Raw genomic sequence first — 22,052 nt, 5'->3', positions numbered from 1 at the left:
TGGCGTGCTGTGAGATATCTCCGCATACGTTATGCAGCGGAGTGATATGTTATGTTCAGAATCGCTAATTAACATCATGCTGGAGAGCACCTGTGTCAATTCTGCCACTTCTTCGTCATCACCCCGTGATCGCGGCCGTGAAAGATACCGAAAGTTTAAATATCGCATTGCAGTCAGACTGCAAAATTATTTCGGTGCTATACGGCAATATTTGCAACATCGGAGCCATTGTTCAGCGCATTAAAAATGCAGATAAATACGCGTTTATTCATGTTGATCTGCTCGATGGCACTTCGAATAAAGAAATCGTGATTAACTTCCTTAAAATCGTCACCGCCGCCGACGGCATTATTAGCACCAAAGCATCGATGATTAAGGCCGCTCGGGCCCAAGGATTTTACGGCATACATCGACTCTTTTTGCTCGACTCAATTTCATTTCACAGTATTGATAAACAAGTTGCCCAGTCGAATCCAGACTGTATTGAGATTCTCCCCGGCTGTATGCCAAAAGTTCTGAAATGGGTAACCGAGAAGATTGACCTGCCGATTATTGCCGGTGGTCTCGTCTGCGACGCGGAAGACGCCAATAATGCGCTTGATGCAGGAGCCACCGCCATTTCCACCACCAACACCGGCGTGTGGCAACTCTCATTCGACCACTGAAGCAATATCACTCACCGCAGGACGTATTCAGTTGTTCTGCGGCAAAGAGGTCTGCTGCACGCAAGCGGCCAATGCTTCCAGCACCTGATCCATATCATCGACAATGGCGACGTCAGCGTGAGCAAATATAGCCGCTTGGGGATCGCTGTTTATCGCCACAATAAATTGGCTATGGCTGATGCCTGCTGAAAACGCCGCGGCTCCAGATACACCTGCCGCAATACAAATGTCAGGCGCCACAATCGCGCCGGAGATACCCACCAATCTCGACATTTCCCCCCACGCATTCATCACAACAGGACGGCTTGCACCAAGCTGTGCGCCCAACTGTTGCGCAATATCTTGCATTCTCTGAAATCCGGCACGGCTTCCAACGCCCTGCCCCACGGCTAATACACGGCGAGCCTCACTGAGCGGAGAAATATTCGCACTCTGTTCGACGTCCACCGAAAGCAGCCATTCACATGGAGGAACGGGAGCTGAAATGTCTATTTGTGAGATCCGAGCAGCGGATGCAACCGCGATATTCCCTCCACCACTTGGCGCTACCGATATACAGTACGGCGGTAAAGACAGCGAAAACTCTGCCAGTAGATGTTGTTCATAAACGGCTTTATAGGCTGTGCAGCTTGATGAAGACAGCAAAACGGATCGTGCCGAAGTTATTGCACTCCCATGTAGCCGCATCCCTAGCCGAGCAGCCATTTCGTTTCCCCATGGCCCACTGCTGCACAGTATGACTTCAGGATTTTGCTCGGCGAAGGCCGCTTCAAGGCTGGCTAAGCAGGCTTCGGCCTGTATCGGTTCTGGCACTGCAAACCACATAATTTCAGCGGGTAGCAAATGGAGTAATGGAAGTTCACTCGGCTTATCTTTATGATAAAAAAGCCAAAAGGTGAAAGTGGCGTTCTCTATTTGGCTATCTTGTAAAAACCGCCACATCTCATTGGCATGGCGCAAAAATGCTGGCGAACGGGCATCAAACAGCAACGCAATTTTCACAGATTCATTCTCCTCCGCAGATACACATCATAGAGTTCGAGCGCTTTGTCTTGGGGCGTTCTCCCTTCAAGCCACTGCGTTTTTCTCTGTTTGCTAATGGGCGATAATTTTTTTAAAACCAGCGAGTTTATCTGCTCTATATAGCAAAGTTCATGTGTTACCACCTCAATGCTCGCTCTGCTGGCCGCCAACTTTTGTTTTAGCGTAGGTATTCGAAGCGCGGCTGCCTGAGTTGAGTTACCCACCGCCAAAACCGCGGGCAACGCGATAGTGAAATGCTGAACCTCAGTCTCCGCCATTCGACTGACGCGAATCGTATGGGGCGTTGGTGATAATGTGAAGTCGCTGACCTGACTCAAATATGGCCATCCCAACATTTCGGCCAGCATGGCTGCCGTTTGCCCATCGTCGACGTCACCAAACTGCATGCCAAGAACGACCAGAGAATGCTGTCCACCTCGCAGATAATTAGCCAATATTGTCGCATTGGCTAATGGGTTAAAAGCGCACTCACAGACTGGAGACGTCAGACGTGACGCCCGCTCAAAACCTAGAGCCAACAGTAATTTAAGGTGAGATTCAGCCATGTTGTCATTGAAAGCTAAGGCTTCTAGCCTAATACTTTGATCTGCCGTCTGTGCTCTTAATAACAGTTCTGCCGCAGTCTCATCAAAGCAGCTTAGCGCCGAGCGCACGTAGTCGATATTCAGCCGTAGCTGCTCATGTGGGATCCAGTCATGCTCTGAAAGCATGCTGAGATCGGACAGAGGCTTAAACGCAAGTAATGCTTTCACGGGGATCGCTCCTTACAGAGGTTCAGAAGGCGTCAATACAGCGTGTGGTTCTTTTTTCTTCACCTGAGATGCGCAAACCAAGGTTACACCTTTGGTTTCTGGTGCCCACAACAGAGAAATCCACGCGCCTAGCAGAAGTATTAAAGCCAGAATTAAGGTCGTTGTGCGGATCCCCAGCTCTAACACCGACAACGGTAACAAGCCCGTGCCGATTGCCGATCCCAACCGGCTCATCGACGTGACAAACCCCACCCCAAGCGAGCGAATGTCGGTGGGAAAGCTTTCCGCAGGAAATACCCCCACCAAATTACTCACCGCCGAAATGGTTAATGTGAACATGCCAAACAGCCCTAACAGCATGCCGACTTGCTGATAGGGCGTGAAAGCGAGAACCACGAGGCAAAACACCAGCACCATAAATGAGCCAATTAAAAACCGTCGCCGCGAACAATATTGCGTTAAGACTAAGCCTAATAATGCACCGGCGATCAGCAGCCCATGCAGCAGCATGTCTGTCGCAAAACCAGCATCGATATTTAGCAGGATCAGCATGGAGGGAAGATAGGTGTAAATAGCAAAATAAGGGATAACCAAACAGACAAAAAATAGGCTATTAAAAACCGTCCTACGCCAATAACGTGCTGAAAATAAAGTGCGAATGTGGTGAGAGGTTTCCACCGGTATTTCATCGTTAAGGATCACATTTCGCCCCAGATATAAACGAACCACCTGATGCGCCTCCTCAATTCGCCCCTTCCGCATCAGCCAACGCGGCGATTCCGGCGTTCCCCAACGCAGTAACATAATGCACAACGCCGGTATGGAGGCAGATCCCAGCAGCCAGCGCCATGTGTCCGGCCCTGAATCTGTAAACCAATGCCCCATCAGGCTGGCGAGTACGTAGCCAATCGTCCAAATAACGCTGAAAGCACCAAGCAGCACGCCGCGGTATTTGCGTGGGGCAAATTCAGCCAGCATGGTGTGACCAACCGCATAGTCGCCACCGAGCCCGATGCCGACCAAAACCCGTAGCCAAAAAAGCTGTTCGGGAGAGGTGGCAAAAAACTGCAAAAACGAGGCCAGCGTGATAAGCACAAAACTTAAGGTAAAAATCTTTTGTCGGCCAATATGGTCAGATAGCCAGCCTAATGTCAGGCTGCCAATAAATAGGCCAAATAATGCGGAGCTACCAATTAATCCCTCCCAAATGGTTGAAAGCCCCATTTGTGGCTTAATCTGCACGAGCGCGAAGCCAATAACGCCAAGCACATAACCATCGGTTAGGTGTGCGCCAAACGTTAAACCCGCCATGCGAAAATGAAATCGGCTTAACGGAACATCATCCATCCGTACCTGCTGAGGGTGTTGTTGTAACATTATGATCCTCATGCGCAGTCATTTGTTTCAGTGCGCATACTCAGATCAAGCGATCTGAGTATGCTTCATCGCGCTTTAAACAGAAGCCCTACCGCTAGAAAAATAATTTCTATTTTTCAATTGGATAAATGGTCCCCGTATTCATGATACCGTTCGGATCATAAACGTCTTTTAGCGCTTTGAGGACATAATAGGCGGAGCCATGCTCGTCTTTTGTCCAGTGCACGCGGTGTTTACCAATGCCGTGATGGTGCACCATAGAGCCGCCCTGCTTGATGGTTTCTTCCACGATGATCTTATTTAGCGGGTTATGGTACTTATCGATCTCTTCCTCTGGCTTGCAGTCCACCACGTTATAGTCATAGACAAAATACATATTGGTACCGTTGATATAGCTGTGAGACGAATGACCTCCCAGCATGGTGATATCGTCGGCGTGTGGGAATTCATGGCGGATGCGGTGAATCACATTCTCGTATATTTTATTAATGCTTCCCCAATCACCCGATACTTCGGTAGTGAAACCCATATTGTTAGTTTTCATAATCTGAACGCGCTCGGCGGCGACTTTATCCGGCCCCCAGTTCAGATGATTGAACCATGTTTCGATGAGTTTGCTATCAACACGGCGACATTCAGGATAGTGAGCAACAATCTCCTCAATGCCAGAGCCAATGGCCTGCGCCATTTTTTGGCTCCCTTCCGCCATGAAAATCAGCACGCATTTTCCATCGGCAAAATGGGTAAAGTGCTGAGTACCATCTTCCGCATCATAAAGGCGTGCAATCGAAGGACGATATCCTTCCACCATAACCTCACGCAAAACCTTAAAACCGGTCTGCATGTTATCGAGGATATAGCCATAGAACAGATTATTTTCTGGCTGGTATTTGAAGATTTTAACTGTAACTTCAGTGATATAGCACAGCGCACCTTCGTTACCGATAATCACGTGACGAATATCAGGCCCAGCGGCTCTGCGCGGCACGTTTTTAATTCGAGTAATAGTGCCATTGGGGAAAACAGCTTCTACCCCCACCACCATATCTTCGATTGCGCCATACAACGTTGAAAACTGGCCAATGCTGCGCGTGGCAACCAAGCCGCCCATCTGCGCGAGAGGCTTAGACTGCGGAGAGTGACCGGTGGTATAGCCTTTGCTGCGCAGTTGGTTTTCCAATACTTCTAATGGGACACCGCACTGCGCCGTTGCCTGCATGTTCTCAATATCAATCTTGATGACTTTATTTAACCTCGAGCCATCGAGCACCACTGAGTTTTCAACCACGGTTTCAAGACCACCTTCAGTTGCTGATGCACCTGTACGCGGTACGCAATTAATTTTATGTTTATTTAAAAATGCTAAGACCTGTGAAACCTGCTCGGTATTTTCTAACATCACGACCGCTGCTGGCAACGGCAGTGTAAATACGCCATGTATATCGGCATATTTTCTGAAGCGATCAATACTGTTTTTCTGTAATACGGCTTTATTGGTAATCACGCGCGCTGGGCCAACAATTTCTTTCAAATTCTCAACAATTTCTTCTCGTGTTAACGGCATAGTAAATCCTTATCATTATTTGATAATTAAAATCTAGCTCTTAGTAAATGAATCAGTACTAAAAAAACCTCAAATAAAAAGGAACCATCTTTTTTATCATTGAGTTATTTTAGATTTATTTATCTCACTAAATAGCCACCATCGACCACCAGCAAATGCCCATTAACATAATTTGATGCCCTGCTGGCTAAGTAAACCATCGCTCCCATGAGATCCTGAGTCTCCCCCCAACGATTAGCTGGAATATGATCCAATACACGCTGATTAGTTTCTGGATTTTTACGCGTCTCTGTCGTAATTTCTGTTGCGTAATATCCTGGCGCAATACCATTAACCTGAATATTATATTGACCAAGTTCATCACAGTAAGCCTTAGTAAATCCGGCTAGCGCGTGTTTGGTTGCAGAATAAGCCGGTGACCATTGCCCACCTAAATAAGAAAATAACGAACATATATTAACTATTTTCCCACTTTTTTGTGGGATCATAAATTTTGCGGCCTCATAGCTAAGTTCAAAGGCTGCCGTGAGGTTGATATCAATCATCGGATCCCAATCTTTACGATCAAAATCGAGCACTTTGTTGAGCTTACAGATACCGGCATTGTTAACTAAAATATCCACAGAGCCAAACCGCTCTACACACTGAGCAATCACCTTAGCCGGTGCGCCTTTTTCTGTAATATCAATCTGTAAGAACTCAACCTGCACGCCCTGCTGTTCAATAAGCTCACGAGTTTCACCTTTATCCATAATAAAACTCGGAATAAAGAGATTTGCCCCTGCTTTGGCTAAGGCCACTGCAAAAGCCTGACCTAATCCACTATTCCCACCGGTGACGATCGCGTTCTTTCCTTTTAACGAGAAAAAGTCGAGATTAAATTCATTTAATGCGCTTAGTGACATGATATATCCCTTGTTCATAGTAAAAGAGCAAAAAAAAAGAGAAAAGCAAACTCCCCGCTTAGCAGGAAGTTACTTTTCTCTTTATCTCGAGTAACTGATTAAGATTAGTATCATGATTACCTTCGCTACTTCCGTGACACTAATCACATAAATCTCACGAAAACAGATTAAAAATCCGCACATCAAAAACTTTCTTTTATTTGTCTAAAAATAAATTAACCACATTTACTACAAGCATTTTATATTCTCACCATTGTTTATTAGCCAAAATTAGAATTGTGATAACTCTCACGAAATAAATTCAAACATCATGCTATTAATTCCAGCCGTTACTGGAGACTAAGAGAAAAGTAACTTCCCTTGCGGGGAGTTTACTTTTCTCTTTTTTTTTGCCATGTGCTTACTGAGAAATCATTATGGATAAAGATAATTTTCGTCGTTGGGTAACACTTGCAATAATAAGTATTAGCGGTGGTGTCAGTTTCGACCTCGCCTATCTACGCTATATTTATCAAATTCCCATGGCGAAGTTTATGGGTTTTTCAAACACCGAAATCGGGCTCATTATGAGCACTTTTGGTATTACGGCAATTATTCTTTATGCCCCTAGCGGCGTTATCGCTGATAAGTTTTCTCATAAGAAAATGATGTCATTTTCTATGATTGCCACCGGGCTACTTGGCCTATTAATGATGGTTTATCCGCCTTTTTGGGTCATGATATTAATTCAGGTGGCATTTGCCATTACCACTATTCTTTTACTCTGGTCTGTTTCGATTAAAGCCGCCTCGTTGCTGGGGTCGCATGATGAACAGGGAAAAATTATGGGCTGGATGGAAGGCCTGCGCGGCGTTGGCGTTATGGCCCTAGCCGTATTCACCATGTGGGTGTTCTCGTTATTTTCCCCCAGCGATCCTAATAGCTTGAAAGCTGTTATTTTAATTTATAGCAGTGTCTACATTTTGCTAGGCATTCTTTGCTGGTTTTTTGTTAAAGACGGCTTTAGCCAGCGCGGAGAAACCTCCTCTCCCGCATTCCACCTCAGCGATATTCTCTCCGTACTCAAAATTAGTACCACGTGGTATTGCAGCATGATTATTTTTGGCGTGTATACCATCTACGCCATTCTTAGCTATTCGACGAATTATCTCACCGAAATGTACGCCATGGATCTGGTGGCGGCTAGCTATATGGGGATCGTGATCAACAAGATCTTCCGCGCCATGTGTGGGCCGCTTGGCGGTTTAATCACCACCTATAGCCGTTTCAAATCCCCCACTCGCGTCATACAGTTTTTAGCTGTCATCAGCGTCATCACATTAGTTGCGCTGCTCATCACTAACCAAAATCCGCGCTCTGTTGCGATCGGAATAGGCTTGATCTTGTTGCTGGCCTTTGTGTGTTACGCCTCGCGTGGGCTTTATTTTGCCTGCATTGGCGAGGCGCGAACCCCCGCCTACATCATGGGAACCACCGTTGGCATTTGCTCGGTGATTGGCTTTCTTCCTGATGTCTTTGTCTATCCCATTGTTGGGCATTGGCAAGACACGTTACCGGCGGCGCAGGCCTATCGAAATATGTGGCTAATGGGGCTTGCCGCAACCTGCCTCGTTATCGTGTTTACCTATCTGCTGGCTCAAAACATGCGACGAGCAACACATCGCCATTCAGATACGGTTCAGTCATCAACTAAATCACAAACTAATCATTAATCCTAAGTTCTAGAGCGAGGCCTTACAGATGAAAAGTCAATATCTCATGGGTGTAGACGTGGGCACCCAAAGTGCAAAAGTGGTTATTTTTGACGTAGACGGGCAGGTTATTTGTGAAGGGAAACAAGCATTAAGAAAAATGGATATTCCCGCACCGCTATTGGCCGAACATCCTGATGACGATCTGTGGGATGCACTGCAAATTGCTTTCCGCACTGCGATGCAAAAATTCCACCAGCAAGGACGTCATGCAAGCGATATTCTGGCTATGGGCGTATGTATCATTCGCTGCTGCCGAGTGCTACTCAAAGCCAATGGGGAACTGGCTTATCCCGTCATTAACTGGATGGATAAGCGTTTAAATAAACCCTATGAGTATATCGATGCCTACCAAGGCGTTCGCTATGTCACGACCACGTCCGGTTATATTACTCATCGGCTAACCGGGGAATTTAAAGATACCTGTGCAAACTACATTGGCTGGTGGCCAATGGACAATGATACGTTGGATTGGAGCACCGATCCGGCCACATGGCAAAGCTGTAATCTCTCTCGTGAGCAGGTGTTTGATGTTGTGCGTCCGGGGGAAATTCTGGGTCATATTACCGATAGCGTAGCCAAGAAATTGGGGATTCCCGCCGGTATTCCCGTTATTGCCACCGCCCATGATAAAGCCGTTGAAGCTTTGGGAGCTGGCTCTCTTGACGAAGGCGTTGCGCTGATCTCGTTGGGCACCTACATCGGTGCCATGGTACACGGGCACGAAAATGTTAAAGATGCTAAAAACTTCTGGCCATTCCAAGCATCGATTCCAAATCATTATCTCTATGAATGCATGGGCGTTCGCCGTGGCATGTGGACAATCAGTTGGTTCCGCGATCAGTTTGGCGCAGCGGCTTTAGCCGATACGGCTGACCAAGGCGAAAGCATTGAGGAATTGCTCAATCGTGAAGCAGAAAAAATACCGGCTGGATGCGAAGGCTTACTCACCATTCATGACTGGGCACCGCCATCCGAGGCTGAATTCCGCAAAGGAGCCATGATTGGTTTTGATGGCCGCCACACCCGTGGGCACATGTATCGGTCCGTGCTGGAAGGCATCGCATTCACCATGAAAAATCATATGGATAAAATGGCGGCCGAGCTAAAAACCCCGTTCAAAAGCCTTATCATCTCTGGCGGCGGTGCTAACAGCGATGTCTTCATGCAGATATTCGCCGATATATTTGGGATTCCCACCCGTCGAAATGTGATGAAAGGGTCGGCGGCCATCGGGTGCGCGATTAACGCGGGCATGGCCGTCGGCGCGTTTGATAGCTATGAACAAGCGACACAGAAAATGGTACGAATGGGCGATACATTTATGCCTAACGCAGAAAACCATAGCCTGTATAACGCCTTAAATCAGCAGGTCTATCGCCAGGTGAATCAGTATCTTGATCCGCTATTCCAGCATCTAAGCCCGTTGGTGGATGCTTAAAATAATGCGAATGACTATACAGTTCGCGATTTGCAAACCCGTGCAAATGCAGCCATAGGGATGAAATCGCTCGCAAATTCTGCATTAGACAGCTAAAAACCTCAGCAATCCCTATCGATTTTATTGATACTGCCCACGGCAACGCCCGTGGGCATTTTTATATTGGTTTATGCAAAACAATTTTAAGCCAAAGCTTATCGCGCAAATCGTTCGATTCGTGTTATTTTTTGCATATATTCTCACCACCAAAGCGAAGCCATGAAAACCTTTACCGCCAACCAAGCAAAAACCCAGTTTGGAGAGTTATTAATGAGCGTTCAGGCAGAACCGATTCAAATCAGCAAAAACGGCAAAACCGTGGCCGTAGTCATGTCTTATGAAAACTATCTGGCCGTGGAAGATATTAAAGCAGCCCATCTACAGCACTGTTTTGAACAGGCGCAACGCGATATCGTTAACGGGCAAGCCATTGATGGCGAAGCTTTTATGCAGGATCTTATGGCAGGTAAACACGATAAGAAATGATGGCTTATCATTTATCGCTGGCGGCAAAGCAGCATCTGCTCACGATCCGAGCCTTCAGCGTTGAACATTGGGGCATCGAGCAGGCGGATAATTATCTCTTCGGCCTCAGAAAGCAGCTACAGCTGCTGGCGAAAACGCCACAGATGGGTATCCGTTGTAACAACATGGCCGCAGAATCATTCTATTTTCCCTATAAGAGCCATGTGATTTATTACATCATCAGCGATGAACGTTTAGTGATTGCCGCCATACTGCATCAACGACAGGCTCCACAGGCACATCTCATTCGGCTTTAGAGAACATGCCGCTCGCTTAAACGAACGGCATGCATATTTTTGCTATTGCTGTGTGACCTGTAATTTTTCAATTTCAGGGCTGCCTAGCAGTTTCGGATCGGGAATGATGTCCTTGTCCTCGCGCACTTTGGCAACGTCTTTAGCCGTAATTTCAGGGGCTTTATTCCCCCAACTGGTACGAATAAAGTTGACCACATCAGCCACCTGCTGATCGTTCAAGCGCCAGCCAAATGCAGGCATCGTGATCGAGGATGGAGCTCCTTTCACGCCCGGTAGCGTATTCCCAGTTAATACTACATGGATAAGCGAAGTAGCATCATCGGTCATCACCACCGGATTGCCGCGCAGTTCAGGGAAGAAACGCGTGTAACCGCTACCGTCAGTTCGATGGCAAGCCGCGCAGTTATCAACATACACCGCCGCGCCTTTTTTACTGTCATCGCCCTTCCACAGCGCATTAGCGACGGTTTTGTCCTCTTTAAAGGCCTGCTGATCTTTATCTTTTGCCGGCAGCGACTTCAGATACCGCGCAATTGCCGTGGCGTCTTCTGGCGTTAAGTACTGCAAACTATGTTCAACGACATCGGTCATGCCGCCAAACACGGCGGTACGATCGTTTCGCCCTGTTCGCAGGAACTCAGTCAGATCTTTTTCACTCCAGCTGCCTAACCCATCTTTGTTATCGCCACGCAGATTTGAAGCAATCCAGCCATCAATCGGCGCACTGCCGGAAAGGTAAACATCGCCTTCGGCATTGTTAAGCGCTTTCTCCTGCATGGTGATACTGCGTGGCGTATGGCAAGCACCGCAGTGCCCTAAACCTTCCACCAGATAGCGACCACGCGCCAGTACGGGATCTTCACCCTGTGCGGGTTTGAAATCCTGCACATCTGGCGCAAACATCCCGCGCCAAATCGACAATGGCCAGCGCATCGACAACGGCCAAGGAATATCGCTGTCTTTGTTTGCCTGATCGACAGGTTTCACACCCTGCATGAAATACGCATAAAGCGCGCGCATGTCCGGTTCAGTCACCACGGCATAAGAAGGATATGGCATCGCCGGATATAGCGTACTGCCGTTCTTCGCCACGCCGTGACGCACCGCTTGATCAAAATCCTCAAAAGAGTATTCACCAATGCCGTGCTTCTTATCTGGCGTGATGTTGGTACTGTAAATCGTGCCGATTGGCGTTGCCATCGGTAGCCCACCTGCAAACGGGGTTCCACCTTTGCTGGTATGGCAGGCCACGCAGTCTCCGGCACGAGCCAGATATTCACCGCGTTTAATCAAATCTGCGCCGCTCATGTCCTGAGCCAATGCGCTGAGACTAAACGCACCAAATACCAGCACTGAGAGTATTTTTTTCATGTTCTGGTTTCCTTAAGCCTGCACCAACGGTCCTGGATTTTTCAAATACTGTTCGCGAATGGCACGAGCAGACCAGTAAGTCAGAGCCGCCAAGGTTCCGGTCGGGTTGTAGCCCAAGCCCTGCGGGAATGCCGATGCTCCCGGTACAAATACGTTTGGCACATCCCAACTTTGCAGATAGCGGTTAATGGCGCTGGTTTTCGGATCGTCACCCATAATCGCCCCACCGTTCATATGCGTGGTTTGGTAGACGGTGGTATCGAAATGCGTCCCTTCACTTTTAGGCGAACCGCTAATCACCGTTGGGTTCATGGCTTCGGCGATTTTATGCATACGTCCATGCATAAACTGCGACATTTTGATGTCATTTTCCTGCCAGTCGAACGTCATGCGCAGCAGTGGCTGACCATAAACATCTTTGTAATTAGGGTCTAAATCCAAATAGTTAGCACGATAAGACTGGTGCGCGCCGTGTGCATCCATAGAGACATGATGCGGATAAACATCAGCGACTTCGGCTTTCCATTTACTTCCCCACGCTGGAGTTCCTGGGCGAGTTGGCAAACCTGAAATCGGTTTAGTCCCGGCCTGATTCACCCAGAACGGCGATCCGCCGACAAAACCATATTTGGCGTGATCAAAGTTATCAGCGTTAAAGTCATCCACGCCGACACCTGCACCACCCGCACCAATGAAGGTATTAGTGAAAATATCTTTATTGAAGAAAGCCTTGATGGTTGAAATATTCTGGTACGCAAAGTTACGGCCTACCACCCCTTCATTAGTGATTGGGTTGTAAGGCTGACCAATGCCAGACAGCAGCATCAGATGCACGTTATGGAACTGGAATGCAGCCAAAATAACCAAATCAGCAGGCTGCTCAACCTGACGTCCTTGCGCATCCACATAGGTCACACCGGTGGCGCGCTTTTTATCATCGGTCAGATTAACGCGCAGCACATGTGAGTTGGTACGCAGCTCGAATTTAGGCTCTTGGCGCAAAGCTGGCCACACGTTAACGTTTGGAGAAGCTTTGGAGTACATGTAGCACGCATAACCACTACAGAATCCGCAGAAGTTACATGGCCCCATCTGAGCGCCATAGGTATTGGTGTACGGGCCTGAGGTGTTCGCCGAAGGCAGGTCATAAGGATGATAGCCCACAGACTCCGCGGCTTGAGCAAACATCTGTGCAGAGAAGGTGCGTTTCTGAGCCGGTAACGGGAAATTGTCAGAGCGATCTGGCGCAAACGGATTTCCCCCTTTGCCCTGACCAATCACTTTCCCCTTCACGCTCCACGGCGTGCCTGACGTACCAAAGACTTTCTCAGCCTTATCAAAATACGGTTCAAGCTCTTCATAGGTAACGCCGAAATCTTGAATCGTCATCCCTTCAGGAATGAAATTTTTGCCATAGCGTTCTTCATAATGGCTGCGCATGCGCAATTCCATCGGGTCGATACGGAAATGCACCCCAGACCAGTGCAGACCCGCCCCACCGGTACCCGTTCCCGGTAAAAATGCCGCTAACTGGCGATAAGGCAACGCAGTTTGAGAGACGTTATGGCGAATGGTTACGGTGCTTTTGGATAAATCCTGAAATAGCTTGCGACGCGTGTTATAGGTTAGTTCATCAATCACCTGTGGATAGGCGCCATCAGGATAGGTATCACGATGCGGCCCACGCTCCAGTACAACCACATTTAAACCGGCTTCAGTGAGCTCTTTCGCCATAATGGAACCCGCCCAACCGAATCCCACCACTACCGCATCGACTTTCTTCATTGTATTCGCCATGATTTATCCTCTTTCTCCGCGAATAGACACCGGAGGGAACGGATAACGTTCACCGCGCTCTACCCAGTCCATAAAATCTGCACGTGCGCCGGGGAAGTTAATTAGCGTCCAGCCGACCATGCCTTGGTTACCGCCATGGATGGGATCGCTAAAGAAACCTTCACGGGTATTTTGCAGTAAGAAAGAGAAGAAGATCTTGGCCGGAACCTGAGTAAATTCCGCTTTTCCACCTTCCATTTGGCTTAACAGATCGTCTTGTTTGTCTTGCGGTAATTCAGCAAAGATTTTGCCCGCCTGTTTTTTAGCGTAATCATTGGCTTCGGCTACGCCTAAGCGATAAATCTGCTGCGGCGTTAACGGTAGCTGATAGCCAAAGTCATGTTCCGCATCAGGGTTGAATGGCCCTTGCATATACCACTGTGAACCTGTGGCATACGGAGTATTCATTTGGCGATCGATGAATTCAGGCACGCCCGCTTCTAGCGCGCCGGGGCCGCGATCGTCATTCGGGATCAGGCGTGCAGCGGCCGCTTGCACAAACGCATATTCTTCAGGAGTAAAAAAGGTAGGAGTGTAATCACGTGCCGTATGTTTTTCCGGCGTTTTAGGTTCGGCTGCATGCGCAACCATCGGAGCAGCCAGTGAGCCAATACCTGTTCCACCGATAGCCACTGCGGGTACTAATGTTATTGTTTTTAGAAGGAAATCTCTTCTTGAGCTTCCAGGTTTTTCATTTGCCATGACATTGCCTATCTACAAAATGTTATCAGTTATTTAACACCATTTCCTTGCTGAATGTGTTGTTATGAAACATTTGTTTACGTTACGCTACGTTTGGAAATGGCAGTTTTGGCGTGAATAAAACGAATTGTTACGGGTAACTTACTGATTAGGGAGGAAAACAAGCGGTAGACGTTTATAACTATGTAAGTGTGACGGATCGCACAAAATGTTGATTATTTGATTAAATAACCCACCATAAATCTAACAATTTTGCATACAACTCAAAAAACGATCGTCTTAGTGACCTAAGCCGCGATCGATACCAATAAGCAGCAACCTCACTCCCAAAGTGAATTAGTCATACTTATCATCCCGCAACATATCTGTCTTTCGCCCAATAACAGCATAGTTGAAATATTAATAAGCGTTGCGGCTTATCCCGGTGATGCTATTTAACGGCTAAGCTCGCGTTAACGACTAAGTTCGCGGCCACCTTCGTAAATCAGGCGTAACGCAAACGCCCCGACAACGGCACCGATCACTTTGCTAATTACGCGTTGGATGCGGGAATAACCACGGCGTACCACCGAGAGAGAAAAAGCCTGACTGAGGAAAATACGCCAAATGACCGAACTCATCACAATGCCAAACCACGTTAATAACTTAGCCCAAGTCGGCGTTTCAGCGCTCAGCGTTACTGAGAAAATACTGATAAAAAACAGCACAGTTTGTGGGTTAGAAAGATCGGTAATCAGTCCACGGCGGAAAAATACCGCACCTTCGCCGGGAACCAGCGTATGCAACGCGCCAATTTGTATATCATTTTGATTTTTGACGACGCCGTAAGCGTACCAAAGCAGATAAACACCACCTGCTATTTTGATGATTGAAAACAGGCTTTCAAACTGGGTCATCAAGGCCACCATGCCAAATAGGCCAAGACCAGAATAAATGGCATCGCCCAGCGCTACGCCTAATCCTGTATGCACACCCGCGCGCCGCCCAGAAGATAGGCTCGTCTGAACCACCACAAAAAGGTTCGCTCCCGGATTAAAAAAGGTCAGAACAAACAATCCAACAGTGACCCAAACCGCATGTAATGGTTCCATTATTCTTCCCAGGTTCGTTAACGTTAGTAGCATTATGGTTAGTGGCATTATGAGAAGCTATTCATCGTAGCAACGTGCGCCAACTCACTGTTTATAAACAACACGTAATAGGATTTATTTTATCCTTGTGAGCACTCAGTTTTGCTCCCCTTTTCTTCCCATCACGAGGCAAACTGGCTACAGTGATCTCCTCACTGCCAGCCTCACTCATTGGATTCATCCCTATGCTATTACACCAACGCTCAATAACATCGACAGAACAGGCTAACGCGCCGTTTCTCAATCTTGACAATCAACAACTTGAGCAGCTTGATAACATTAAATTGAATGAAGGGCTGACAGGTCTTAGCGTCTATAACAACCAGCTACGCGACTATCCCGAGCAAATTGACAGCTTAACTAAGCTACAGGTGCTCAATATATCCTGTAATCAGATCGCACATATTCCTGACTCTATTGGGCAGCTTCGCGCGCTGGAAATGCTCGATCTCGGGCATAATAAATTATCTGAATTGCCCAGCACGCTTGGACAGCTAACTGAATTGGTCTATCTCTATTTGAGCAATAACCAACTCAACGATATTCCAGCAACGTTGTCAGCACTACATAACCTGCGTTACCTGAATATCACTGATAACCACCTCACCACCATTCCAGAAACCGTTTTTTCCATGTACGCCTTGGAAGAGCTGCGCTTATACAATAATAAAATATCGTTGTTTGCTGAAAAGATAGGGGAGCTGACAAATCTCAAAGAACTGCATTTAATGAACAATCATCTCAGCCAGTTCCCAGACCAAATCAATCAGCTCACCCAGCTACGCGTGCTAGATATATCGGGTAACCGCATTAAATCGATTCCGGATGCCTTAACGCAATTAAGCCGTTTACAAGATCTTAATTTCAGATTCAATAATCTGTCTGAATTACCAGAAAGTATTGCCGCTCTTACCCAGCTACAAACGCTGGATCTGCGAGCAAATAATCTCACCTCATTGCCAGACAGTATCTACACGCTCAAGAATCTTAAACGACTCGATCTGCGTTGGAATTCATTTGGCCACTATCCGGCACAGCTGGCTCAGCTCGAAGAAAACGGCTGTCTGATTCATATCTAGTTTAGTTAGTCATTATCAACTGTGCGGACAAATAACAGATGTCGCTTAAGATTACGGTTTTGCTAGAAAATCACACACGTCACGCGGATTTAAACAGCGGCGTAGGATTAAGTTTATGGCTGGATGATGGCGAACAGCGGGTCCTATTTGATACGGGGCAAGATCGGCGTTTTTGTCATAACGCGCAACGTTTAGGAATAGATTTAAGCACTGTTTCTTCCGTGGTGCTTTCACACGGGCATTACGATCACTTTGGTGGGCTTCCTTATCTGATTCCCTACACTCCACACAAGCCTAAGGTCATATGTCACCCCGATGTATTCCTCACGCGCTATGCGGGGGGCTTTATCGGTTCTCGTGCCATCAAAATTAAAAAAATATCCCCTGAAAATAACAAAACGCAATTACAAACCCATTTCCCCTTTCAGCTTTCACGCCAACCGGTAAACATTGGTACGCGCTTTATTTTTGCCGGAGAAATCCCCCGCAGCAATCCCGATAAACGCTTCGGCTTAATTGAAAATGATACCGGTTATGAAACTGACTATGTCAGAGATGATAGCTGTTTAATCTGGCGTGGAAGCCAAGGTTTAGTGATTATTGTTGGCTGCTCACATTCAGGCATCTGCGATATCATTGACTATGCCAAGCAGATCGCCGGAGTAGAAAAAGTTAGCGCCGTTATCGGCGGTCTACATTTACGCAGCGCAAGTCTGCCTGAAATGCTCCGCACCCGACGCTATTTCCAACAGCAAAAAATCAACCTCATTTATGGCTGCCACTGTACCGGTGGTTGGGGTCGCTTATGGTTAAATGCTCAGCCGTTTAATACCGGCGATATCCTTAGCCTAGAGTAGCCATCAAAAGACCTCGATTTGCCCTATCTATATTACACAGATATAATTCGCACCTAATCTAAAGAGAATTTGTCTCTTGGTATCGAGTGAATTTCATGGTTTGTACCTACTTCAAAAAATCCGTCACCAGACGCAGCTCCGCGCAATCGAAAGATGAAGCGTTGTTCGGAGCCTAATCAGCAGCCATCCGCTGCTTAAACTCTTCATCAGCTAGCTCGTTATCGGTCGTTTAGTTACGTCGTTTTTTGCTAGCTGAACCTAAGGGTTTATGTCTCTCGCCACGCTCTATCTGTGGCCTTGATGTTGCAAAACATCCGTGACGGATTGTTGAAATAGACAATCTTTAAGCCGGGCCGCCAGCAGTGCGAACCGGCTTTTTTATTGAAAAAACTTGAGTATCAATACCATGACGCAACAACTTCATTGGAAAAAGGACATTGCCCTTTTCCTCTCAGCCCAAACAGTGACTCTGCTTGGTTCATCCATCGTGCAATACGCCATTATTTGGTACATCACGCTGACTACGTCTTCAGGGCTGATGATCACCATTTCGACACTATGCGGTTTTTTACCTCAGCTCATTATTTCGCTGTTTGCCGGTGTATGGGTAGACCGCTATAACCGCAAGTATGTCAGCATGATTTCAGACGCGGCTATTACGCTGGTGACGCTGCTACTGGCCGTTTCATTTATCTTAGGATACAAGCCGCTATGGCTGATCTTTGCCGTATTGGCCGTTCGTTCCTTTGGTACGGGAATTCAAACGCCCACGGTAAATGCGATCATTCCTCAGTTAGTTCCCAAAGACCGTTTGATAAAAATAAATGGAATAAACAGCACCTTAAGCTCGTTGAATATGCTAATTGCACCGGCGGCCAGTGGCGTTCTGTATGCTTATTTCTCCATCGAAAAAATCTTCTTCGCCGACGTCATTACCGCCGCGATTGGCTTAGTGTTGATGTCGATGTTAAAGATCACCAAGCTCACAAACGACAATCTTGACGGTCAATCTACAATCAAGGCTATCGGTGAAGGTTTTCGCTACCTGCGACAAAACCCGTTTATCCGTTATCTAATTATGTTCTTGATTGTCATGATGATCTTGATAAGCCCCGCGGCATTTATGACGCCCCTGATGGTCAGCCGTTCGTTTGGCCCAGAGGCATGGCGGTTAGCTATCAATGAAATGGCGTTTAGCAGCGGCGCTATTGCAGGCGGGATATTGATTGCGATGTGGGGAGGATTTACCAATCGCCTACGCACCACCTTATTCGCTGGCGGCGCCTATGGCTTTTTCATGATCGCACTGGGCTGCGCGCCTCTATTCAGCATTTATCTGGTTTTTAATTTCCTGATAGGGATCACTATGCCGTGCTTTAACGCGCCGGTGACTTCTCTTCTACAAGAGAAAGTGATACCCGAAATGCACGGTAGAATTTTCAGCTTGGTGCAGGTTGCCAACTGCTGCGCTTTGCCGCTGGGTATGGTGCTATTCGGCCCGCTTGCCGATCATTTCCGCATCCAACATTTGCTGGTTATCGCCGGAGTATTGGTGCTTCTTCTCTGTGTTCAGCTTTTCGTGAAAAGGAAATTAGCTGAATAATCAACCAAATCACAGCAGGGGTTCGCCTCTGCTATATTCCTCGGCCAACAAGCCGAAGACCCAGTCATCATGCCATTTCCCCTGCAGAAAATAATTTTGTCTCAAACAGCCTTCCTGCTGAAAGCCGCTGCGTATTAGCAATCCCCGCGATGCCTCATTACCTGACGTCACCACCGCCTTTAGCTTGTGATAACCACATTGTGAAAACGCAAAATGAATCAGCGCGGTGAGAGACTCTTTGCCATAGCCTTTACGCTGAAACTGTGGGCTGATGATAAAACCAACTTCAGCAATACGATGTGGCATCCATTCAGAAACAAAGCCGGTTAATCCCCCCGTTGACCAGAGTCTCGATCAATCATGACTAAGCACAGCCATTGGGGCAGTTCTTTACGCCATTCAGGTAAGCGGCAATCGAAAGCAGCCAAAATCTGCTGCTCCGTTTGCGTGTCGGCAATCAGCGCCATAGCTTGCTCATCACGGTAAAGATCGCTGAAAAACGTCCAGTCTGATTCATTTATTTGCCGCATGATGAGTCTTTGAGTTTCGAGCATTACCATCTATGTATCCTTAAAAATCGGTCAAGATTTCTGACAACATCACGACGAATTTATCTAGCCTAAGCACCCGTCATGATAAAAACTAGAGGCAAAATAAATTCCCGTGTAAAATCTCAGCCGTTTTTCTTCTTTGAACATTTTGTGAGCGTAATATATGCACCAACCGCGTATTGGTTTTGTGTCTCTGGGCTGCCCGAAAAACCTAGTGGACTCCGAACGTATTCTGACCGAACTGCGCACCGAAGGTTATGATGTAGTCCCCCGCTACGACGACGCCGAGCTCGTTATCGTGAACACCTGCGGTTTTATCGACAGCGCTGTGCAAGAATCGTTAGAGGCTATCGGTGAAGCGCTCAACGAAAATGGCAAAGTGATTGTTACCGGCTGCTTAGGGGCAAAAGAGAACCAGATCCGCGAAGTTCACCCTAAAGTTTTGGAAATCACGGGGCCACACAGCTACGAAGCCGTGCTTGAACACGTACACCAGTATGTGCCGAAACCAACGCATAATCCGTTTACCAGTTTGGTGCCAGAACAGGGTGTCAAACTCACGCCGAAACATTACGCTTACCTGAAAATTTCTGAAGGCTGTAATCATCGTTGCACGTTCTGCATCATTCCATCCATGCGCGGCGATCTGGACAGTCGTCCGATTGGTTCCGTATTGGATGAAGCAAAACGTTTGGTTGATGCGGGCGTCAAAGAACTGCTGGTTATCTCGCAGGATACGTCGGCCTACGGCGTTGACGTCAAACACCGCACCGGATTCTGGAACGGACAGCCGGTGAAAACCAGCATGATCGGTCTGTGCGAACAGCTTTCCACACTCGGCGTTTGGATCCGCTTACATTACGTTTACCCTTATCCGCACGTTGATGACGTCATTCCATTGATGGCAGAAGGCAAAGTGTTGCCGTATCTGGATATTCCGCTTCAGCACGCCAGCCCAAAAATCCTTAAACTGATGAAGCGCCCTGGCGCTGTTGAACGCACCCTTGAGCGCATTAAACGCTGGCGCGAAATTTGCCCGCAACTCACGTTGCGTTCGACGTTTATCGTTGGATTCCCAGGTGAAACTGAAGAAGACTTCCAGATGCTGCTCGATTTCCTGACTGAAGCGAAACTCGACCGCGTTGGCTGTTTCAAATTCAGCCCGGTTGAAGGGGCTACCGCCAATGAATTGGCTGACCAAGTGCCGGAAGAAGTGAAGGAAGAACGTTTCCACCGCTTTATGCAGCTTCAGCAACAAATTTCAGCCCAGCGTCTGAAAGACAAAATTGGCCTGACACTTCCCGTTATCATTGATGAAGTAGACGAAGAAGGCGCTATTGGCCGCAGCATGGCTGATGCACCTGAAATCGACGGTGCGGTCTATCTCAACGGCGAAACCACCTTGAAGATCGGCGACGTGGTTAACGTCACCATCGAAAACGTTGATGAATATGATATGTGGGGCAGCGTTAGCGCCTAATAACGACGTTCATTTCTGCAACAAAAAAGCCTGTCATCTGACAGGCTTTTTTACTTTAAGCGCCAATCAATTCAATGGCATCAGCGCCGGATTTGTATATTGATATTCGAACCCTAATTCTTTGCTGATTAAACTGCCGTCCACCAATTTTCCCTGCGCAGGCTGATCTTCATCGGCAAACTGCGGTGGCTCCAATCCTAAAGCCCGCGCTAGAGGCGGATAAAACTCGGCCTTAGTCGGATGGATCGGCGCACACAGGTTATATACATGCCCACCCTGAGGCAGTTTGAGCAGCATTTGAATGGCCGCAATCACGTCATCTTGATGCACCAGATTCACGCCGCTGTTTGCGCCAGCAATACCGGTTTTTCCTGCAAGAAAACGGCCCGGATTACGCCCTGCGCCAACCAATCCCGCCAAGCGTAAAATGTCGACAGAGGTATTTGGCAAATCGTGCAGCCACGTTTCTAACTCAGCCAACGTGCGGCCAGCGCTGGTGCTCGGTTGCAGCTCAGATCGTTCGTTGACGGTACCAACGGCGTCGCCATAAACCGAGGTAGAGCTCAGGAAAATAATCCGTGGAATGTTATGTGCCAAAGCGCTATCCACCAAAAGCTGAACCGCATGCAGATAACGCTCCCCCTCTTCGGGTCTACGACTGGCTGGCAGCGTAATCACTAAAGCATCGGCATCGAGCAACTGTTCCAGATCGTCTTGCTCGCACTCAAGTTCAGGCGTCATCACCAACGGATAACATTCAATCCCGCTCATCCGAGCGGCTTCAACGCCGTCGGACGTGGTTTTACTGCCAACGACCTGATAGCCGCGCCCCAGCAAAGATAGGGCCAACGGCATACCAACCCAACCAAGTCCTACTATTGATATTTTTTTCATTGCGGCCCTCTCAATACGCATGACCTGCGACCTAATCGCACCCTTTGTTCTGATGAATTATGCATGGAAAACAATTTATTCATATAAATCAGGCTACGCCACTCTCTCTGTTTATACAATTTCCACGCTATATCGTGCAGTAAAGTATTGTCAGTAATAATCAATCATGCTGGGTAAATGAAACAAAAACGAAATATTAAACTTTTCTCGCTCTGTGCCAGCTAGAGAT

Annotated in this window: 21 protein-coding genes; 9 read left to right on the top strand and 12 right to left on the bottom strand. The window is 47.5% G+C overall.

Translation table 11 applies throughout. The features are described from left to right. Positions 1-92 precede the first annotated feature (92 nt). Positions 93-665, top strand: a complete 573-nt coding sequence (locus tag CPY98_RS07120) for a glycerol-3-phosphate responsive antiterminator (protein ID WP_025800889.1) — start codon at positions 93-95, stop codon at positions 663-665. A 27-nt stretch (positions 666-692) separates the two neighbouring features. Here CPY98_RS07120 and CPY98_RS07115 read toward each other — a convergent pair whose 3' ends face one another. The 5 genes from CPY98_RS07115 to CPY98_RS07095 all read right to left on the bottom strand — a co-directional run bounded on the left by CPY98_RS07115 (position 693) and on the right by CPY98_RS07095 (position 6,307). Continuing rightward, positions 693-1,667 carry an electron transfer flavoprotein subunit alpha/FixB family protein gene (locus CPY98_RS07115; RefSeq protein ID WP_096386996.1) on the bottom strand — a complete coding sequence of 325 codons (975 nt, stop codon included), beginning with the start codon at positions 1,665-1,667 and terminating at the stop codon, positions 693-695. Further along, positions 1,664-2,461 (bottom strand): hypothetical protein, encoded by a 798-nt coding sequence (locus CPY98_RS07110; protein WP_096386993.1) that lies wholly within the window; start codon positions 2,459-2,461, stop codon positions 1,664-1,666. The genes CPY98_RS07115 and CPY98_RS07110 overlap by 4 nt, the downstream gene beginning before the upstream one ends. Positions 2,462-2,473: 12 nt before the next feature. After that, positions 2,474-3,838, bottom strand: a complete 1,365-nt coding sequence (locus CPY98_RS07105; RefSeq protein ID WP_043492230.1) for an MFS transporter — start codon at positions 3,836-3,838, stop codon at positions 2,474-2,476. A gap of 109 nt (positions 3,839-3,947) precedes the next feature. Next, entirely contained in the window at positions 3,948-5,402 is a 1,455-nt protein-coding gene (locus CPY98_RS07100; RefSeq protein WP_096386990.1) for an FAD-binding oxidoreductase, read from the bottom strand. Between the two features lie 119 nt (positions 5,403-5,521). Beyond that, a complete protein-coding gene (locus tag CPY98_RS07095; protein WP_043492225.1) occupies positions 5,522-6,307 on the bottom strand; it encodes an SDR family oxidoreductase in 786 nt (261 codons plus the stop codon). Between the two features lie 416 nt (positions 6,308-6,723). Here CPY98_RS07095 and CPY98_RS07090 point away from each other — a divergent pair, with 416 nt between their 5' ends. The 4 genes from CPY98_RS07090 (at position 6,724) to CPY98_RS07075 (ending at position 10,320) form a co-directional block, all read left to right on the top strand. Then, positions 6,724-8,019, top strand: a complete 1,296-nt coding sequence (locus CPY98_RS07090) for a nitrate/nitrite transporter (protein WP_046450544.1) — start codon at positions 6,724-6,726, stop codon at positions 8,017-8,019. Between the two features lie 28 nt (positions 8,020-8,047). Continuing rightward, positions 8,048-9,499, top strand: coding sequence for an FGGY-family carbohydrate kinase (locus CPY98_RS07085; RefSeq protein WP_096386987.1), 1,452 nt, complete (start codon positions 8,048-8,050; stop codon positions 9,497-9,499). Positions 9,500-9,757: 258 nt separating this feature from the next. After that, positions 9,758-10,024 carry a type II toxin-antitoxin system Phd/YefM family antitoxin gene (locus tag CPY98_RS07080; protein ID WP_046450542.1) on the top strand — a complete coding sequence of 89 codons (267 nt, stop codon included), beginning with the start codon at positions 9,758-9,760 and terminating at the stop codon, positions 10,022-10,024. After that, positions 10,021-10,320 (top strand): type II toxin-antitoxin system RelE/ParE family toxin, encoded by a 300-nt coding sequence (locus tag CPY98_RS07075; RefSeq protein WP_025800880.1) that lies wholly within the window; start codon positions 10,021-10,023, stop codon positions 10,318-10,320. The genes CPY98_RS07080 and CPY98_RS07075 overlap by 4 nt, the downstream gene beginning before the upstream one ends. A 42-nt stretch (positions 10,321-10,362) precedes the next feature. Here CPY98_RS07075 and CPY98_RS07070 read toward each other — a convergent pair whose 3' ends face one another. The 4 genes from CPY98_RS07070 to CPY98_RS07055 form a co-directional block, all read right to left on the bottom strand. After that, positions 10,363-11,691, bottom strand: a complete 1,329-nt coding sequence (locus tag CPY98_RS07070) for a cytochrome c (RefSeq protein WP_096386984.1) — start codon at positions 11,689-11,691, stop codon at positions 10,363-10,365. Positions 11,692-11,703: 12 nt separating this feature from the next. Then, the gene (locus tag CPY98_RS07065; RefSeq protein WP_025800878.1) at positions 11,704-13,488 is read right to left on the bottom strand and encodes a GMC family oxidoreductase; all 1,785 of its coding nucleotides are present in this window, start codon (positions 13,486-13,488) and stop codon (positions 11,704-11,706) included. A gap of 3 nt (positions 13,489-13,491) precedes the next feature. Further along, entirely contained in the window at positions 13,492-14,229 is a 738-nt protein-coding gene (locus tag CPY98_RS07060; protein WP_096386981.1) for a gluconate 2-dehydrogenase subunit 3 family protein, read from the bottom strand. A gap of 452 nt (positions 14,230-14,681) precedes the next feature. Next, positions 14,682-15,320, bottom strand: coding sequence for a homoserine/threonine efflux transporter (locus CPY98_RS07055; RefSeq protein ID WP_040045850.1), 639 nt, complete (start codon positions 15,318-15,320; stop codon positions 14,682-14,684). Between the two features lie 224 nt (positions 15,321-15,544). On the opposite strand from CPY98_RS07055, the gene CPY98_RS07050 reads away from it, so the two are divergent. The 3 genes from CPY98_RS07050 (at position 15,545) to CPY98_RS07040 (ending at position 18,898) form a co-directional block, all read left to right on the top strand. Then, a complete protein-coding gene (locus CPY98_RS07050) occupies positions 15,545-16,438 on the top strand; it encodes a leucine-rich repeat domain-containing protein (RefSeq protein ID WP_046450539.1) in 894 nt (297 codons plus the stop codon). A gap of 38 nt (positions 16,439-16,476) precedes the next feature. Continuing rightward, positions 16,477-17,295 carry an MBL fold metallo-hydrolase gene (locus CPY98_RS07045; protein ID WP_096386978.1) on the top strand — a complete coding sequence of 273 codons (819 nt, stop codon included), beginning with the start codon at positions 16,477-16,479 and terminating at the stop codon, positions 17,293-17,295. Positions 17,296-17,701: 406 nt separating this feature from the next. Beyond that, the gene (locus CPY98_RS07040; RefSeq protein ID WP_043492201.1) at positions 17,702-18,898 is read left to right on the top strand and encodes an MFS transporter; all 1,197 of its coding nucleotides are present in this window, start codon (positions 17,702-17,704) and stop codon (positions 18,896-18,898) included. A gap of 9 nt (positions 18,899-18,907) precedes the next feature. Here CPY98_RS07040 and CPY98_RS20975 read toward each other — a convergent pair whose 3' ends face one another. Next, positions 18,908-19,204: a GNAT family N-acetyltransferase gene (locus CPY98_RS20975; protein ID WP_231899445.1), complete on the bottom strand. Its 297-nt coding sequence runs from the start codon at positions 19,202-19,204 to the stop codon at positions 18,908-18,910. A gap of 20 nt (positions 19,205-19,224) precedes the next feature. Further along, positions 19,225-19,428 carry a hypothetical protein gene (locus tag CPY98_RS20970; RefSeq protein ID WP_231899444.1) on the bottom strand — a complete coding sequence of 68 codons (204 nt, stop codon included), beginning with the start codon at positions 19,426-19,428 and terminating at the stop codon, positions 19,225-19,227. Positions 19,429-19,612: 184 nt separating this feature from the next. On the opposite strand from CPY98_RS20970, the gene rimO reads away from it, so the two are divergent. Beyond that, positions 19,613-20,929 carry a 30S ribosomal protein S12 methylthiotransferase RimO gene (rimO, locus tag CPY98_RS07030; protein WP_025800871.1) on the top strand — a complete coding sequence of 439 codons (1,317 nt, stop codon included), beginning with the start codon at positions 19,613-19,615 and terminating at the stop codon, positions 20,927-20,929. 66 nt (positions 20,930-20,995) lie between these two features. On the opposite strand, the gene CPY98_RS07025 is transcribed toward rimO, so the two are convergent. After that, positions 20,996-21,823 (bottom strand): SDR family oxidoreductase, encoded by an 828-nt coding sequence (locus CPY98_RS07025; RefSeq protein WP_096386976.1) that lies wholly within the window; start codon positions 21,821-21,823, stop codon positions 20,996-20,998. Positions 21,824-22,052 lie beyond the last annotated feature (229 nt).

The organism is Hafnia sp. CBA7124, from assembly GCF_002355555.1.
Lineage (GTDB): Bacteria > Pseudomonadota > Gammaproteobacteria > Enterobacterales > Enterobacteriaceae > Hafnia > Hafnia alvei.
This window is presented reverse-complemented; position numbering and strand designations above follow the sequence as displayed.